Raw genomic sequence first — 17,853 nt, forward strand, 5'->3', positions numbered from 1 at the left:
AAAACCATGTCCCTACTCAAGCAACTGTTCCTCGCCATCTGCCTGTTCCTGGTCGTGGCCTTCACCGGCAGTTTCATCGCCAGTGTCGAGAGCTCACGCGAACAGTCGATCAGTCAGCTGCGCTCGCATGCACAGGATGCCGCTACGGCGCTGGGCCTGTCGCTGACCCCGCATGTGGACGACCCGGCGATGGTCGAATTGATGGTCAGCTCGATCTTCGACAGCGGCTATTTCGCCAGCATCCGCGTGGTGAACATCGCCGACGGCACGGTGATGGTCGAGCGCACGACCAGCATCGAGACGGAAAACGTGCCGGACTGGTTCGCCAACCTGGTCGATCTGCACCCGCAGGGCGGCGATGCGTTGATCATGCGCGGCTGGGAACAGGCGGCGCGGGTCGAAGTGCTCAGCCACCCGCAGTTCGCCCTCGCCCGCCTGTGGGACAGTGCCATCGGCAGCCTGCTCTGGCTGCTGCTCTGCGGCCTGGTCAGCGCCGTGCTCGGTGGCTGGCTGCTGCGCACCCAGCTGCGCCCACTGGACAATATGGTGCAGCAGGCGCAAGCCATCACCCGCCGTGAATTCCTCACCCTGCCCCGCGTGCCACGCACCCCGGAACTCAAACGCGTGGTGCTGGCGATGAACCAGATGGTCGACAAGCTCAAGACCCTGTTCGCCGAAGAGGCCGCGCGCAGCGAAAAGCTGCGTGAAGAGGCCTATCAGGACAGTCTTACCGGCCTGGCCAACCGCCGGCAGTTCGACGTTCGCCTGAGCAACCAACTGGTGGTCAACGAACAGAACGCCGAAGGCTATCTACTGTTGCTGCGCGTCAACGATCTGGGTGGGCTGAACCAGCGCCTCGGCGGACAACGCACCGATGCGTTGATCGGTGCCCTGGGTGAGCTGCTCAAGCGCCTGCTGGACGCCCCGGGTCGCAGCGAGTGGCTGGCCTCGCGTAGCCGCGGTGGCGAATTCGCCCTGCTCGCACCGGGCCTGAGTCGCGACGATGCGGATCGCCTTGCTGAAGAAATCAGCGAACACCTGAACAACTTGCACCAGACCGGCGCCAGCGACTGCAATCCGGTGGCCCATCTCGGTATCGCGGCGTTTCGCCCAGGAGAAGAACCCGGCAACGTGATCGGCCGCGCCGATCAGGCGCTGGCTCAGGCGCAAAGCAATGCGAGCCGGTGCTGGGAACGCCTCGACGATTTCACCGCGCAGAGCGGCCAGGGCCTGCACGACTGGCGCGGCTGGATCGACGACGCGTTGAGCCAGGGCAAGTTGCAGCTGTACTTCCAACCGGTGGTCGAATGCGTTTCCGGCAAGCTCCTGCAAAACAAGGTGCTCGCACGCCTGCTCGACCCGCAGGGCGAAGCCATCGCCGCCGGGCGCTTCCTGCCCTGGATCGAACGCCTCGGCTGGAGCGCCCGTTTCGACCTGGCGATGCTCGAGCATGCCCTCACTCACCTGAACGATCACCCCGAACCACTGGCTTTGAGCCTGTCTGCCGCGATCCTGCGGGAACCGGCGCAGCGGGCAAAGCTTCTGGCGTTGCTCAAGGAGCATCCGCAGCAGGCCAGCCTGCTGACCCTGGAGGTCGACGAACGCCATCTGCCCCCGCCGGCCGAGCTGGAAGCCCTGAGCCAGAGCCTGCGCGACGCCGGTTACGGTCTGGGCCTGCAGCACTTCGGCGGGCGCTTCAGCCTGATCGGTAACCTGACCCACCTGGGGCTGGCCTATCTGAAGATCGACGGCACCTATATTCGCGCCATCGATCAGGAGAGCGACAAGCGGCTGTTCATCGAGGCGATTTTCCGCGCAACCAACAGCATCGATCTGCCGCTGATCGCGGAGATGGTGGAAACGCAGGGGGAACTGGAGGTGCTGACCGAGCTGGGCGTACATGGCGCCATGGGCCGCCTGATAGGTGCACCGGCACCCTGGCAGTGAACCAACAGCAGCGGTCAGGGGCGCTCTTGCTACGGTGATTCTTCGCGTATCGATTGTGCCAATCGAAGTGCACGGCCTCGGCGCCGCGCAACAGCCTACGCGCGCCGGCTACACCAGATGGTGATCGTCATCACCGATCAGACCGCTAAGGCCTTCGATCTCGGCACGGGCGATGGCACGCTGATCGAGCTTCTGGCGGGCAGCTTCGGGCAGGTCGGTGTAACGAATGACGCCACGCTCTACCAGTACGCTGACCACGTCCTCCAGTACGCGAACCAGTTCCAGATCGGATTGCTTCAGGCTGTCCAGACGCGCCTTGACCTCCTCCTTGGCTGTCAGCCAGGTCAGCAACTCCTCGCTTTCGACCGCCAGGTTTTCCGTCATGCCCTCGAAGGGTTCATGTTCGACCCGCAACAAACGCCCCGCAGCGTCACGCTGTACGTAAACCATCGGTGCCTCCAGCAAACGCCATAAAAAAGCCCGCTACCCGGAGCGGGTAGCGGGCTTACTCTAGTTGAGTGCTCGAACTAAGGAAACTCTGATAAGCATTTCCTTGTATCTGAGTAGCCGCCAGCATAACGCTGACGGCTTTCTCTCACACCTCAGGCAACCAGTTGGTTGTTGTCCAACATGCCCTGGATGACCTCCGCAGCATTACCACCGGACAAAATGGTGTTTTCCAGGGTGATGGTCTGATCCACCGGTGCGCCACTGCCTGCACTGGCGATGTTGATCACCGTACTGCCTGGCTCGCTGACGAAATCGAAGCTGAGGTACTGGGTCAACACATCGGCGCTCCCTGAGTCAGTGACGTCCTGCAACAGTTGCGACAGATCCAGCTTGTCCTCGCCATTGCCGAAGTCCTTGACGATGTCGTGATAGTTGCCACCACGATCATCGGCGTTCCACACGAAGGTGTCGTTGCCGGCACCGCCAATGAGGATGTCGTTGCCCTTGCCACCGATCAGGGTGTCATTGCCATCACCGCCCTCCAGACGATCATTGCCACCCAGCCCATGGAGCGTATCGTTGCCACCCAGCCCCAGCAGCACATCGCTGCCTTCGCTACCCAGCAAGGTGTCGTTGAGCGCCTCGTGGCCCATCACCACATTTGGCTGCGGTGCAGGCCCCGAGCCGATCCCGACCACCAGGCGCGCGGTACTGACGTCACCGTCCGGCTGAGTCAACTGGTAGGTGAAGACATCTTCCTTGCCCAGGTTGGCGTAGTCGGGATCCGGCGTGTAGGTGTAGGCCCCGTCGCTGTGCAGCACCAGGGTACCCCACTGCCCGTCGATGGTTTTGGAGCTGGTCACGGCCACGTAGCTGCCATTGTCCAGCACGCTGAGCGTAGCCCCCTCGCTACCTTTGCTATCCACTGCGCCCCATGGATGGTCGCTGTAGAGATAGTTGTTGGCATCGGTCAGCACGTTGCCCGCCACCGCCGTGGCCGTGTCGACCAGCATCGCGGCTGCCACGGTGATCAGAGTGATGTTGTCCACCCGGACGCGGTAGCTGCTGCTGTTGTTGGTACGATCATTGACCTCGAAGTAGAGGCGATAAGTACCTTCGCCCACGCTGTTGCTGGTGACGGTAGTCGAGTTACTGGACGCATGGGTGCCGCTCTGCACCAGCTCCCAAGCGCTACCGTTCTGCTTGTACAACGTCCAGGTGAACTGATCGCCCGAGCCGCTGCTGCTGAAGTTGCTGATGCTGCCTAGGTCGAACGAGACCTTGGCCGTGTTGCCCTCGGCCACCTCGAAGGTCGGCGTTGCAGCCTTGGTACTGACCCCGGCGTTACGGTCGCTGTCAACGAGCTGAAGTGCCCCACTCTGCACACTGACGCCATTGGTCGAACTGATCGCGGTGGCGCCCCACTTGCTACCCGACACATCCAGAACATTGGCCTGCGTGATCACCGTGGTTTCATTGCCACTCACGTTGCCGTTATCGGTGGTATCGAATATCCAGGGGTTGTAGTTGGGCCCGGACGAAGCCGGATTGCTGGTACTGGAAAAGTCCGCCAGCACCTTGGTTACCGGATCGGGCGTGACCCATTTCTGTCCGACGATAGCCTGGTTGTAGTTGTCGTAGGCATGCACCTCGCTGCTGTCGGTGATGGTCAGCTTCAGCTCGGCAGTGGCCGCGTCGCCATCACGATCAATCAGGGTATAGCGGATGGTGTCCGTTACGTCCTGAGCCACATCACCGTTGAAGTTGTAGGTGTAAGCCCCGGTGAGCAGATTAACGCTGAACGAGCCGCCCCCCGCGGTGGTGAAGGTCAGCGTATGGCTCGCCGCATCGTAGCCAGCGGACGCGCTGGTATACGTCACACCGTTATGGGTGATCGCAGCAATCGGCTGCAGACCCGGGCCATCGGCGCCGAAGCCATTGCTGCCCTCGCTGATCAGGTTGCCGGAGATAACCGTGCCGATCACCGTCCCCTGCAAGGTGTCGTTGAGCTGGTTGAGGTTGGAGACCAGGATGCCATCGGTGTTGGCGCCCGCCTTGCCGTCATAAGCGATGGGGTTGAGCAAGGTCTTGTCGAGGTCACTGCCCAGGCCCATGCCCAGCGCATAGGACTTGATGCCCTTGGCCGTTAGGAAGGCGATCCAGTCCGCCTCTTCGCCGGCACCGATACCATCGCCCAGTTCCGGGTTGTACTGGCTGCCGCTGTTGTTGTTGCCCGGGTTGGCGTTGGACAACGTCGGCTGCCCGTCAGAGAGGAAGTACGAGACGCTCTGCACGCCGGTACCGGTGAGCTTGCCGGCCGAGTCGTAGGCATTCATCGCCTTGATCAGGGCATCGTCATAGTTGGTCGAACCGTTGCCGGCGTTGTTGGCCAGCGCGGTGAGCCAGGCCTTGGCATCGGCGGCGGTCATCCAGACATTGCCCACAGCACTCGCCGTGTTGGCGAAGGTGACGATGCGTACCATCACGTCACCAAGGTTGTCGTAGCTGTCGATCAGACGCTGCACGGCATCCTTGGCCAATGCCAGCTTGGTGCTGAAGCCACTGACGCCTGACGGCGCATCGTCCATGCTGCCGGACAGATCCAGCACCACCATGAGGTTGGTGTGGATGCCTTGCGGTTCGCTGGCAGACTTGGCGATGTCATCGGGCGTGGCCGGCGAGTCATCATCCACCGTGATCGTCAGGCTACCCGTGGCCGGAGCCGAAGGCGCAGCGGAGTCCCAAACCTTGTAGGAGAAGGCCAGGTTCAGGTCGTTCTCGTCTGCCGTACCGGCAACGTCCGGCGCCGGATGATCGAGCGGTTTGAACAGCTTGAAGCTGTATTGCCCGGTATCCGAGTTGGTCAGGCTGAGAGTGAAGACCGGATTGCCACCGGCATCGAACGCGCTCAGCGTCTTGCCATCAGCACTGAGCTGATAGTTGAGTGGCGAGCCGCCTGAAGACAGGCTGCCAAGGCCACTGGCATCCCAGGCGAAACCACCAAAGTTATCTACCTGATAACCCAGTGGCCCAACAGCCGTGGTGGCTTCACCAGCCAGGTCGTTGGGGCCTCCGGCCAGACCATGGGTCAAGCCATCCTCGTCGACGCTGCCAGAGGCCTGACCACCGACCGGGTCATTGCCACCGAGCGTGAGGGTCACGGTGGCCGTGGAAACGTCGCCATCGCCGTCGGTGATCTGATAGGTGAACACCTCCGTACCGGCGCTGGCCCCACTGCCAGCGCTGTAGACCAGATTACCGCTGGGATCGATGACCAGCGTACCGCCCTGACTGCCCTGGCCGATGATCTGCACCGGCGAGACGCTTGCCTTGCCATCGTTGCCAAAGCTGTCATTGCCGGTGAGATCGTTGACGTTGCCGACGACCTGATCGACTGCCGAACGTGAGACCTCACCGGCAATCTCATCGTTGACCGCCATCGGTGCGTCATCACGGAAGCCCAGCACCTTACCCAGGTCGATACTGGCCGAATCCTGATCGCCGTCGGCGTCGGTGATGGTGGCCTGCAGCCCGATCTTGTCACTGCCCAGCAGATGCAACTCATCCGGCTGGGCGGTGGGATGAACCACGGCCCTCAGTTGCGTCAGAGTCACCAGTCCTGCGGCGTCGACGCTCAGGGTGAAGACCAGCTCGTTACCGGTTTCGGTACGGCCTTCGAGCACCGAGCCGTTGAACACCAGCTTGACCGCTTCATCGCTCTCGGTATCGACCAGCCCGGAGTTCGGCGATTTGATCACCAGTTCGTAGACCAGAGAACCAGGGCCGTCGGCACCATACTCGGCGTTGAAGGCCGAGCTGAAGTTGCGGCTGACCGTTGCATCCGGCGTACCCAGATAGGTCTCGTCCACCTGCAGCGGCATGCCCCAGGTCACGTTGGTGTTGACGTCGTTGTAGTCGTAGTCGGGATTGTTGGTCACATCCTCCCAGTTCTGGTTGCCGGGTGCGGCGTTGTCCTGCAGGTGCGAGCCGCCCGGGTTGAACTCGGCGCGGTCGAACAGCACGTTGGCACCGCCAGCACCGGTCAGTGGCACCCCGCCCAGCAAGGCCTGCCAGTTGCCATCAGCGTCCTGCTGGAAGGTCAGTTCGGCGCCATTGCTGAGCGCGACGTTGGCCGCACCATTGGGGATGATGAAGAAACCCACCTCACTCGGGTCGAGCCCATCCAGATCGAAGGTGGTTCCCGCCGCCTGCGCTTTCACATCAGCCCAGATCACCTTGCCCACGGATGGATTGCCCTCGGCATCTCGCGAGTAATAGCCGTAGCTGTTGTGATAGCCGGCATCGGTACCGAGGAAGGTGGCCTGCGACTCGAAGCCCGGCTGCATGGCCTGGATGGTCGGGGTATCGTCGTTGACCGTGACCACCAGCTTGCCCACGGCGGTATCACCATCACCATCGGTCACGGTGTAGCCGATCTGCAGTTTGATGTCGTTTTCGTCCTGGCCAGCCGGATGCATCAGGGGCTGATGCAACTCCAGCTCGTACTTGCCGAGCGCCGGGTCGGTCAACACCACGGTCACCAGCGTGCCGCGCTCGGCACTGCTGATGGTCAGCGTTTTGCTGCCGGCGTTCCAGGTCGAGGTGACGTTCTCGGTGCCCAACACGCTCGGCCCGGACAGGGAGATGCCACGCAGACCATCAGAGCCGGCGTCGAATACCAGCGTGCCAGAGACCGTGGTGTTCGCCCCTGTCACGTCGCCCTCACCACCGTTGATGCCATTGGGCAGACCTTCATCGTCCAGCGCGTAGGCGGCATTGGTGATGCCCGCGGAGGGGCCATCGTCCTCGAAGCCGACTACCTTGCCCAGATCCAGACTGGCACTGTGGGAATCGCCATCCTTGTCATAGACAGTCACGCCGAGCTTCAGCACGCCGGCGCGAATCAGCGCCAGCTCGTCATGATTGCTGGTATTGCCATGGGCGATGGCCTCGTACTGCACGAGGGTCACACTGCCACTGCCGGCATTGACGCTGACCTTGAATACCGTGACGCCATTGGCCACACCCAGCACGTTGCCGTCGGCATCCTTGTACAGACGAATATCGCCGCCTGCGGTAGCATCCAGCCCGGAGTCCACGCCGTCCTGGCTCAGGTTCAACTCGAAACGGGTACGCGACGTATCCTGGCCATCCGAACCGGCATCCACCGTGAGCTTGAACAGATCCTTGCCGTCGATGCTGGCATAGCCAAGCACATCGCCATGGCCTTGCTCGTCGTTCGGCGCGACATGGCCATTCTCGTTCTGGCTGGAACCTGTGGTGCCCACCGATTCGTCGACGTACAGCTTGGTGCCATGCTGCAGCTCGAACTTAGTGATTTTCGGGCCGTCGTCCTCGAAGCCGACCACCTTGCCCAGATCCAGGCTGGCGCTCTGCGAGTCGCCGTCCTTGTCATAGACCGTCACGTTCAGTTTCAGCACGCCATCCTTGAGCAGCGCCAACTCGTCATGGCTGCTGGTGTCACCATGGGCGATGGCCTTGTACTGCACCAGGGTCACGCTACCGTCAGCGGCATGGACGCTGATCTTGAATACCGTAACGCCATTGGCTTTACCCAGGATGCTGCCATCGGCTTCCTTGTACAGCAGGATGTCGCCGCCGGCCGTGGCATTCAGCCCGGAGTCCACGCCATTACTGGCAAGGCTCAGGGAGAAGCGGGTACGGCTGCTGTCCAGGCCATCCGAACCACCATCGGCGGTCAACTTGAACAGCTTGTCGCCGTCGATCCGGGCGTAACCCAGCACATTGCCGTGGCCCTGCTCGTCATTCGGCGCAGCCTGACCGGGTTCGTTCTGGCTGGAACCACCTTTGCCAACGGATTCGTCGACGTATAGCTTGACGCTGTGACCCAGCTCGAACTTGATGATTTTCGGGCCGTCGTCCTGGAAGGAGAAATAGGACGAATTGCCGCCAGCAAGCTCGACCTTCGCGGTACGGGTCACCGCGTCACCATCACCGTCGACACGGGTGACCTGATACTGCAGCTGCAACGAGCCCTGGTGTTTGATCAGCAGATCGACCGCCTCGTCGAAACGCTGATCGTTGTCCGGATGGCGGATCGCTTCGAACAGCGTGGTCTGCAGTTGCGGCTGACCATCGACAGTGACGATGGCGATGGTGAAGACCGTATCGCCAGTGGCATCGACACCCTTGATGACCTGGCTGTTGGCCGGGTCGACGAACAGGCGGATGGCACCGCCATTGGTGGCCGAAAGTGTGGTGGCCAGCCCCTGGGCCGGCACCCCGGAGAAGCTCAGCGTGCCGTTGAGCGAAGCCTCGCCATCAGCCCCTGCTGCCCCACCGATGGTGAACAGCGAGGTCAGGCCACCGGCAAGTTGGGTGGTGACCTTGGCCAACGCGCCATTATCGTCGTTCACGTAGCCCTGGCTCTGGTCGTCGTTGGCGGCATAACGATCCTGATTGCCACGGGTTTCGTCCAACGCCACTTCCAGCTGAGCCAATGCCTGAGCGTTGACCCCGAGGCTCAGGGTCGGCACATCGTCCTCGATATTGATCACGAACAGGCCGCCAACACCTTCGGGGATGTTCAGCGGATCGCCATCACCGTCGGTGATGGCCAACAGATGGGTGAAGTCGATGCCGATCTGGCCGTCGCTCGACCACAACTCAGTGTCGTTGCCATCGGCCTGCGGATGGTCGATCGGCCCTTGCAGGGTGAAGGTGAAGCTGCCATCGGCATTGATCACCAGGGTGAACACCGGATAGCCACCAACGTCCGCGGCAGCCGTAGCGGTCAGCGTGGCGCTGAGCAGATTGCCGTCGTCATCGAAGCTTTCGCTGACCGTATAGACCAGCGGCTTATCGCCGGAAGTCAGCCCTTGCTCGTTCAGCTGCGAAGCGACCGTGGCGCTGTCCACCAGGCCGAAGCTGCCAGGGCCGTCGGCACCGAAGGCTACTAGCGAGGCCAGCGTGCCGGCACCGCCAGCCGTGCTTACAACCAGCGTCTGCCCAGCCTCCTGATTCCCGACATTGGGGGTCGTCAGCTTGTCTTCATGCACCGTGCCACCGATGGCAGGCGGTGTCTTGGCCGTCCAGGTGGCCTGGATATTGACGTCGTTGTAGTCGTTGTCGCTGTTGCCGTTGTTGACGTCTTCCCAGTTCTGGTTGCCGGGCGCGGCGTTGTCCTCGACATGGGATTTGCCATTGGGGTTGAGCGCCGGGTTGTCGAAGACAACCGCAGCACCACCGCCACCATTGAGTGCGCTACCGCCGACAAAGGCCTGCCACTGGCCATCGACCAGTTGGAAGGTAACCTCGGTACCGTTACTGACACCATTGAAGGCGCCGTTGGGGATGATGAAGAAGCCGACGCTATCCGGATCGAGTCCTTCCAGAGTGGTGGTGGTGCCAACCCCGAGGAAGCGCGTATTGCTCCAGATGATCTCACCACTGGCCGGCGTGCCATCAGCGTTCTTGATGTAATAGCCGTAGCTATTGAACATCGCTGCATCACCGCCTTTGTAGGTCAGCGTCAGGCAGTAGTCCGGTTCGCTGACGACCAATTCCGGCACGTCATCCTGGACATTGATGACGAACAGCCCAGTGGTGCCCTCCGGCAACTGCAGGTGGTCACCGTCGCCATCGGTGGCGGTGAATAGCTGGGTGAAGTCGATGCCGAACGCCCCGTCGTTGGCCCACAGCTCACCGTCGTTGCCGTCGGCAACCGGGTGATCGATCGGCCCCTGCAACGTGAAGCTGAAACTGCCATCGGCATTCACTACCAGAGTGAACACCGGGTAATTGCTCAGACTGTCAGCGGAAACCGCGGTCAGCGTGGTGCTGACCAGTTTGCCGTCGACGCGGGTTTCAACCACGTCATAGACCAGACTTTCCCCGCCCGAGGTGAGCCCCTGAGCATCGAGCAGCCCGGTCGCGGTACCGCTGTCGACCAGCCCAAAGGCTCCTGGGCCGTCGGCCCCGAAGGAAACCAGCGAACTCAGATTGCCGGCCCCTCCTTCGGTGCTGACAACCAGCGTCTGCGTACCGCCATCCGGGTTGCCCGCATTCGGACTGCTCAACAGATCCTCGTGGACGGTACCGCCCAGCGCGGGCTGCTGCGGGTCGAGCGTTTTGAGAATCGGTACGTCATCTTCCACGTCGATGACGAAGCTGCCAGGCAGGAAACCAGCGGCAATCGGGTCGCCATCGCCATCGGTGGCCACCAGCACACCAGAGAAATCCAGCGCCTGGTTGTTGTCGCCCAGGGTCTCCGAGTCGATACCGCTCGGATCCTCGTGATCCAGAGCCCCCTTGAGGGTGAACAGGTAGCTACCGTCGGCGCCGACCTGCAGGGTGAAGACCGGCGTGCCACCCTCACCCGCGCTGGCGGTCAATGTCGTGCCGTCCGCCGACACGGCGTAGAACAGCGCCACGCCACCGGAGGTCAAGCCGAGCGCCTGCAGACCGGACAGCGCGCCGGGCTCCTGGCTCAGGTGGAAACCACCGCGACCATCTGCACCGAAGTTGACCAGCGCATCCAGCGTGCGCGGCCCGCCTTCGGCGGTCAGGGTTTGCTGCGGTTCGCTGCCGGGTTCGGCATTGCCGCTACCCAACGCATCTTCGTGCACTAGGCCACCGACCACCGGCTGCTGCGGGTTGGGCTGAGCCGGCAGCGGGACGTCATCCTGAATATTGATGACGAACAGGCCTTTCGCGCCTTCGGGCAGTTGCAGCGGATCGCCGTCGCCATCGGTCGCGGTGAACAGCTGGGTGAAATCGATGCCGATACCGCCCTTCGACGCCCACAGCTCGCTGTCGTCGCCATCGGCGCGCGGATGATCGATCGGCCCCTGCAACGTGAAGCTGAAACTGCCATCGGCATTCACCACCAGAGCGAATACCGGGTAGCCGCCCACCCCTTCGGCAGCCGTAGCAGTAAGAGTGGTACTTATCAGGTTGCCGTCGCCATCGAAACTTTCGCTGACCGTATAGACCAGCGCCTGGCCACCCGACTTGACGCCCTGCGCGGCAAGCTCAGTGCTCACAGCTGCGCTGCTTGCCAGGCCGAATGCGCCGGGGCCATCAGCGCCGAACTTCACCAGCGCCATAAGGCTGCCGGCACCACCATCGGTACTGATCACCAAACGCTGACCAGCCTCCGGATTGCCTTGATGCGGCGCTTCCAGTTGGTCTTCATGTACGGTGCCGCCGACCGGTGCCTTGGTCGTCCAGGTGGCCTGGATGTTGACGTCGTTGTAATCGTTGTCGCCACCGGCGCTGACGTCTTCCCAGTTCTGGTTGCCCGGTGCGCCGTTATCCTCTACATGGGATTTACCGTCAGGATTGAGCGCTGGATTATCGAATATGACATTGGCGCCACCCTCGCCGACCAAAGGCGTGCCGCCGATGAAGGCTTGCCACTGGCCATCCACCAGTTGGAAGGTCACTTCGGCGCCATTGGCGATCTCGTTGGCCGCACCATTGGGAATGATGAAGAACCCCACCTCGCTGGGATCGAGCCCGTGCAAAGTCACCGAATCGCCGCCACTGAGAGCGGAGGTATTGCTCCAGATGATCTGGCCACTGACCGGAAGGCCATCCGCCCCCTTGATGTAGTAGCCGTAACTGTTGCCGTAGCCGGCATCCCCGCCCTGATAAGTCAGCGTCAGGCAATTGTCGATGCCATCATCAACCAGCACCGGCACGTCATCTTCGACGTCGATCACGAAGCTGCCGGCGTTGAAACCGCCCGGCACCGCGTCACCATCGTAGTCGGTGGCGATCAGCATTTTGGAGAAATCCAGTGCCAGACTAGCGTCGCCCAGGCGCTCGGAATCGTCGCCGTCGGTACGAGGATGATCGATCGGCCCCAGCAGGGTGAATACGTAACCCCCATCGGGGTTCACCTGCAGAGTGAAGATCTCAGTTCCACCCGTCTCGGTGACCGCAGTCAAGGTGGTACCGTCCGGGGAAACGGAATAGACGAGTTTTTCGCCCCCCGACTCAAGCCCCAGTGCCTGCAGATCGGCCAACGCGTCAGGGTTCGTGCTCAGTTGGAAGCCACCACGGCCGTCAGCACCGAAGTTGACCAGCGCATCCAGGGTGCCAGGCTCGCCGATGATCTGGGTCTTCTGCTCCGGAATGCTGCCAGGCTCGGCATTGCCAGTGCCCAGGGCGTCTTCGTTGACCACGCCCCTGATGAACGGACGTTCCTCACCACCTGCCAGCGCAGGGCTGTCATCGTCCACCAGGATGCTCAGGCTGCCGCTGGCTGGTGTGCCGTTGCCATCGGTGATGGTGTAGTTGAACAGGTAGAGAATGTCATTCTCGTCACTGCCGCCCAGCGCTGGAGCGGCATGGTCGAGCGGCGCGAACAGCTGGAACTGGTAGGCGCCAGTCGCCAGGTTGGTGACCTGGGCGACGAATACCACCGTTTCCCCGGCATAGGCGGTCAGGGTCAGCCCATTCGGGCTCACCTGATAGGTCAGTGGCGTACCACCCGAACTGACACCCATTTCCGCCAGACCAGCGGCCGACCAGGTGAAGGTGCCCGGACCGTCGGGCCCGAAGCTATAGCCCAGAACACCGGTGACCTGCGTCGCCTCGCCATCCAGATCGTTCACCCCACCGACGATACCGTCGGGCAGGCCATCTTCGTCGACCGCGTTCGAGGCAGTGCCGCCCGAAGGAATGCCATCCACTTCAGGATCGGCGGTAGCGATTGGCAGAGCTTCTGGAAATTCCGGCCCTCCTGGCAAACCTGCAGTGGGGAAGCCGATTACCGGGTCAAGTGCTCCGCCTACCTCGCTGAGCAGTACGAACGAGTGGCCACCGCCTGCGCCGCCGGCACCACCCGCACCAGCCCCTGGGCCAGCCGCCGTGGCCTCACCTTGCTGGGTCGGGTCGTCACCCGCTTCGATGGCAGCCTGCAGGCGCTCGACATCGGTGAGGTCGTCATCGCTGGGGGCAGTCGGTGGGGTTTCGACGACCGGAGCCTGAGACTCGCCGCGATCCGCGATCATTTGCGTATCGAGGGTGATGCTGCTGTCGCGACCCAGGGTCAGTTGCTGCCCGTTGGTCATGGCCACCGCAACCGCACCGGAGACTCCAGTGACCAGTTGCTCGCCCGCATAGACCCGATCACCTTCGCTGATTGGCCGGCGCGATCCGTCGCTCGCTACCGCGAACACCTCGCCGACAACCTGACTGACGACACCAATAAGAGTAGCCATGATTCCATCCTCACTACAGCTGCCGACTACCGCCGACACGTACCTACCGAAAGGGTCAGAACACCTTTTCGAAGCAGAGGAGAGAAACAAGACAGCTGATTGAAATGGAACGGCGCAAAATTCCAAAAACGCTACTGACAAAAAAATGTCACCACAGCATGCGTCGAACTATTCCATCAGTTGAATCCCCGCCCTTTGATGCCTGACAACCCACTTCAGCCGTGCAAGGCCCAAAAAATGAGGACTTGCGCAGCTCATAGGCTCAAACAATGTGCTGCTTTTCGCAGACTTCATAAGATTTTTTCCGAATATAGCTTGTGAAAAAATCTTCTTATCCTCTCCAAAAGTTGTTCTTAGCTGTGATGTTACAAGCCTGAAACGGTTTGACAGACAAAAAAGCCATTTTATTGGCGACACGATAAGAGCATCAGTAAGGAGAAACGCCAATGCGCACACTCAATACCCTGTGGAGCGCCATGCTTTTGGCGACTGCCTGCAGTCAGGTGCAGGCCATGAACTTGACGGAAGCTATCCAGAGCACGCTGGATAACCACCCTGAGATCCATGCGGCAGCCAACAGCCGTCTTGCGTCAGACGAAGACGTGAAGTTCGCCAAGGGCGGTTATCTGCCTACCGTCGATCTGTTGGTGGGCTATGGTCGCGAACGCACGGACAGCCCCAGCACCCGCGCCCTGGGTGATCACAACAAGGAGACGTTGAATTACCGCGATGCCGAACTGCGGCTGCGGCAGATGCTGTTCGATGGTTTCAACACGCCCAACGAAGTGGCGCGTACTCAGGCCGTGGTCAACTCCCGCGCCTATCGCCTGCTTGGCACCTCCGAAAGCCTGGCACTGCGCACCGTCGAGGTGTATCTCGATGTGCTGATGCGCCGCGAAATGGTCACGCTGGCACGCAACAACCTGCAGGCTCACCAGCGCATCAACGATCAGATCGGCATGCGCAGCCGCCAGGGCGTCGGCAGCACGGCGGATCTGGATCAATCCGAAGCCCGTCTGGCTCTGGCGCAAAACAACCTCTACACAGAAGAGGTCAACCTGGCCGATGCCGAAGCCAACTTCTTCAGCGCGGTCGGCCGTCTGCCGGATCAGCTGGAGTCCCCCGCCTCGGTCAAAGGCAACATGCCGGCCGATTTGCTCGCCGCCCGCCAGACCGTGATGGACAACAACCCCTTCCTGAAGTCGGCACAGTCGGACGTCAATGCCGCCGAGAAGCAATACGAGGTCGCCAAGTCGCCCTTCTATCCACGCTTCGACCTGGAGCTGGCCACCAATGCCAACGACAACGTGCAGGGTGACGAGGGCCACTACAACACCTGGCGAGCCGCCGTGGTGATGAACTACAACCTGTTCAACGGCATGCGCGACAAGGCCCGCCTGCAATCGGCCGCGCATCAGATCAACGAGTCGATGGACATCCGCAACAACGCCCTGCGCGTGCTCAACGAAAACCTTTCGCTGGCCTGGAACGCCATGGAGAACGCGCGCCTGCAAACTCCCAAGGCACGTGACTACGCCGACTACACCTCACGGGTTCGCGAGGCCTACCAGCAGCAGTTCAGCCTGGGCCAGCGCACCCTGCTCGACCTGCTCGACAGTGAAAACGAACTGTTCACTGCCAACCGCCGCTATACCGAGGTTCGCTACGGCGAAGAGTTCTCGATGTACCGCGTCGTTGCGGCAATGGGTGATCTGCTGCGTCAGCAACAGGTCGTAGTCCCGGCGGAAGCTGTAGCCCTCAGCGAAGTGAAGAGCGAAGCACGCTTGCCGGAAATGAAGTAGTCGCAGCTCGAAGGCCCACGCGAATCCACGTGGGCCTGACACGCAGCAGACCTTGCACTGCAGGTCTCGCGAGCTAGAGCCAGGCAAGGCGAAATTGGGCGAAGAACGGACTGGGCTCGCATTCGAGTTTACGTGCTGTAAATGAGCATTACTCGCTTCGCTCGCCCTTCGGGCCGCGCTGAAGCGCGTTAGCTACAACAGCTTTCTGAGCCCGATTTCAACGCAGCATGGCCGACGCGCAGCAGACCTTGCACAGGCTCTGAGGAGTAGTAGAAATTGACCACCATGGAACGGCCAGGGCCGGCCAGCGATCCACGTCTCAGCCATGACGACCCGCTACTCGATGGCCTGTTGATCCTGTGCAGATTGCACGGCTGCTCCGCCAGCCGCGGCAGCCTGAGCGCTGGGCTGCCTCTGCCGGCGCAGCGCCTGAGCCCCGACCTACTGGCTCGTGCCGCAGCACGGGCGGGCTTGCAAGGGCGCTTGCTGCAACGCGACCTGGCCAGCATCTCACCACTCAACCTGCCGGTACTGCTGCTGCTCAAGGACGGTCGCAGCGCCGTGCTGCGCCAGTGGGGGCCGAAACAGCAGGCGCAGATCCTGCCCTGCGAAACGGATGGCGGCGAGCAATGGGTCAGCCGCGAACAACTGGCCGCCGAGTACAGCGGCCAGGCCTTCTTCGCGCGTCCACGGCATGAACTGGAGGAAGCCCGGACACCGCTGGTGCCACGCATCGACGCCTGGTTCCGCGATACCCTCAAGCTGTCGCGCTGGCTGTATACCGATGCCGTACTTGCCAGCCTGCTGATCAACCTGCTGGGCCTGATGGTGCCGCTGTTCGTGATGCAGACCTACGACCGTGTGGTGCCCAACCAGGCCACCTCGACGCTGTGGGTGCTGGCCGTCGGCCTGTTGATCGGCACGGGCTTCGAACTGCTGCTCAAGGTACTGCGCGCGCACCTGCTGGACACCGCCGGCAAGAAGACCGACGTGGTGCTCTCGGCCACCCTGTTCGAGCGCATCACCGGCATGTCGATGAAAGCGCGGCCGGCCACCATCGGCGGTTTCGCCCAGAGCATTCACGACTTCCAGGGGCTGCGCGACTTCCTTACGGCCGTGACCCTGACCAGCCTGATCGACCTGCCATTCTCCCTGCTGATGCTGCTGGTGATCGGCCTGATCGGCGGGCCGCTGGTGTTCATCCCGCTGCTGGCCTTCCCCATTACCGCACTGTTCGCCTACATCATCCAGGTGCGCCTGCGCGACACGGTGCAGAAGAGCCTACAGCTCGGCTCGCAGCGCCAGGCGCTGTTGATCGAAACCCTCGGAGGCCTGGAAACCCTCAAAGCCTGCGGCGCGGAAAGCGAGCGCCAGCATCAGTGGGAGCAAACCCACGGTGCCCTCACCCGCCTGGACGGCCATGCAAAATTCCTCGCCTCACTGGCCACCAACGGCACCCTGTTCCTGCAACAGTTCGCCGGCATGACCACCATCGTCGCCGGGGTCTACCTGATCATCGCCGGCAACCTCAGCGTCGGCGCGCTGGTGGCCTGCTACATGCTGGGCAGCCGGATTCTTGCGCCACTGGGGCAGATAGCCGGGCTGATCACCCGCTACCAACAGGCGCGCCTGACCATGACCAGCACCGACGCGCTGATGGCATTGCCCCAGGAGCGCCAGGACAAGCAGCGGCCGCTGGATCGTACCCAGCTCAAGGGCGCACTGGAGATCCGCCAGATCAGCTTCACCTACCCCGGCCAGAACGCCCCGGCGCTGAACAACGTCAGCCTGCGCCTCGGCGCAGGCGAGCGGCTCGGCATCATCGGGCGCAGCGGCTCGGGCAAGAGCACCCTGGCTCGGTTGCTGATGGCTTTCTACAGCGCCGACGAAGGACAGATCCTGCTGGACAACCTCGACCTGCGTCAGCTCGACGTCGCCGACCTGCGCCACCAGATCGGCTACGTCGCCCACGACTTGCCGCTGCTGGCCGGCAGTCTGCGCGACAACCTCACCCTCGGCGCACGCTACATCAGCGACGCCCGCATGCTCGAAGTCGCCGAACTGACCGGTGTCGTCGACCTGGCGCGGCAGCATCCGCAGGGCTTCGACCGCCCGGTGGGTGAGCGTGGCCAACTGCTCTCCGGCGGCCAGCGCCAGGCCGTGTTGCTGGCCCGAGCGCTGCTGCTCGACCCGCCGATCCTGGTACTCGACGAGCCTACCAGTGCCATGGACAACACCAGCGAAGACCTGCTGCGCCAGCGTCTGCACAGCTGGGTGCAGGGCAAGACCCTGATCCTCATCACCCACCGCGCCTCCATGCTCAGCCTGGTCGACCGCCTGGCCGTGCTGGACAACGGCCATGTGGTGGCGGACGGGCCGAAGGAGTCCGTGATCGAAGCCTTGCGCAAGGGCCGTGTCGGCCCGGCCAGCCTGTAGGAGCG

General features: G+C 62.3%; 5 protein-coding genes. 3 read left to right on the top strand and 2 right to left on the bottom strand.

The genetic code is table 11. The annotated features are described in order from the left end of the window. Nucleotides 1-6: 6 nt before the first annotated feature. Nucleotides 7-1,947 (top strand): cyclic di-GMP receptor LapD, encoded by a 1,941-nt coding sequence (gene lapD, locus HS968_RS15400; RefSeq protein WP_182366938.1) that lies wholly within the window; start codon nucleotides 7-9, stop codon nucleotides 1,945-1,947. Nucleotides 1,948-2,055: 108 nt separating this feature from the next. Here lapD and HS968_RS15405 read toward each other — a convergent pair whose 3' ends face one another. Beyond that, nucleotides 2,056-2,397 (bottom strand): tryptophan synthase subunit beta, encoded by a 342-nt coding sequence (locus HS968_RS15405; RefSeq protein WP_119691668.1) that lies wholly within the window; start codon nucleotides 2,395-2,397, stop codon nucleotides 2,056-2,058. Nucleotides 2,398-2,549: 152 nt separating this feature from the next. Next, nucleotides 2,550-13,610 carry a retention module-containing protein gene (locus HS968_RS15410; RefSeq protein WP_182366941.1) on the bottom strand — a complete coding sequence of 3,687 codons (11,061 nt, stop codon included), beginning with the start codon at nucleotides 13,608-13,610 and terminating at the stop codon, nucleotides 2,550-2,552. A gap of 446 nt (nucleotides 13,611-14,056) precedes the next feature. Here HS968_RS15410 and HS968_RS15415 point away from each other — a divergent pair, with 446 nt between their 5' ends. Together HS968_RS15415 and HS968_RS15420 are read left to right on the top strand one after the other, a co-directional pair. Beyond that, nucleotides 14,057-15,412 carry a TolC family outer membrane protein gene (locus HS968_RS15415; protein WP_119691670.1) on the top strand — a complete coding sequence of 452 codons (1,356 nt, stop codon included), beginning with the start codon at nucleotides 14,057-14,059 and terminating at the stop codon, nucleotides 15,410-15,412. Nucleotides 15,413-15,697: 285 nt separating this feature from the next. Further along, complete coding sequence (locus HS968_RS15420; protein WP_182371633.1) at nucleotides 15,698-17,848, top strand: type I secretion system permease/ATPase; 2,151 nt, start codon at nucleotides 15,698-15,700, stop codon at nucleotides 17,846-17,848. The last annotated feature ends 5 nt before the right edge of the window (nucleotides 17,849-17,853 follow it).

This window comes from Pseudomonas berkeleyensis, assembly GCF_014109765.1.
GTDB classification, from domain to species: Bacteria; Pseudomonadota; Gammaproteobacteria; order Pseudomonadales; family Pseudomonadaceae; genus Aquipseudomonas; species Aquipseudomonas berkeleyensis.

Coding starts and splice junctions, on each gene's coding strand:
- HS968_RS15420 (WP_182371633.1), top strand. CDS start 15,698: ATGGAACGGCCAGGGCCGGCCAGCGATCCACGTCTCAGCCATGACGAC.
- lapD (WP_182366938.1), top strand. CDS start 7: ATGTCCCTACTCAAGCAACTGTTCCTCGCCATCTGCCTGTTCCTGGTC.
- HS968_RS15405 (WP_119691668.1), bottom strand. CDS start 2,397: ATGGTTTACGTACAGCGTGACGCTGCGGGGCGTTTGTTGCGGGTCGAA.
- HS968_RS15410 (WP_182366941.1), bottom strand. CDS start 13,610: ATGGCTACTCTTATTGGTGTCGTCAGTCAGGTTGTCGGCGAGGTGTTC.
- HS968_RS15415 (WP_119691670.1), top strand. CDS start 14,057: ATGCGCACACTCAATACCCTGTGGAGCGCCATGCTTTTGGCGACTGCC.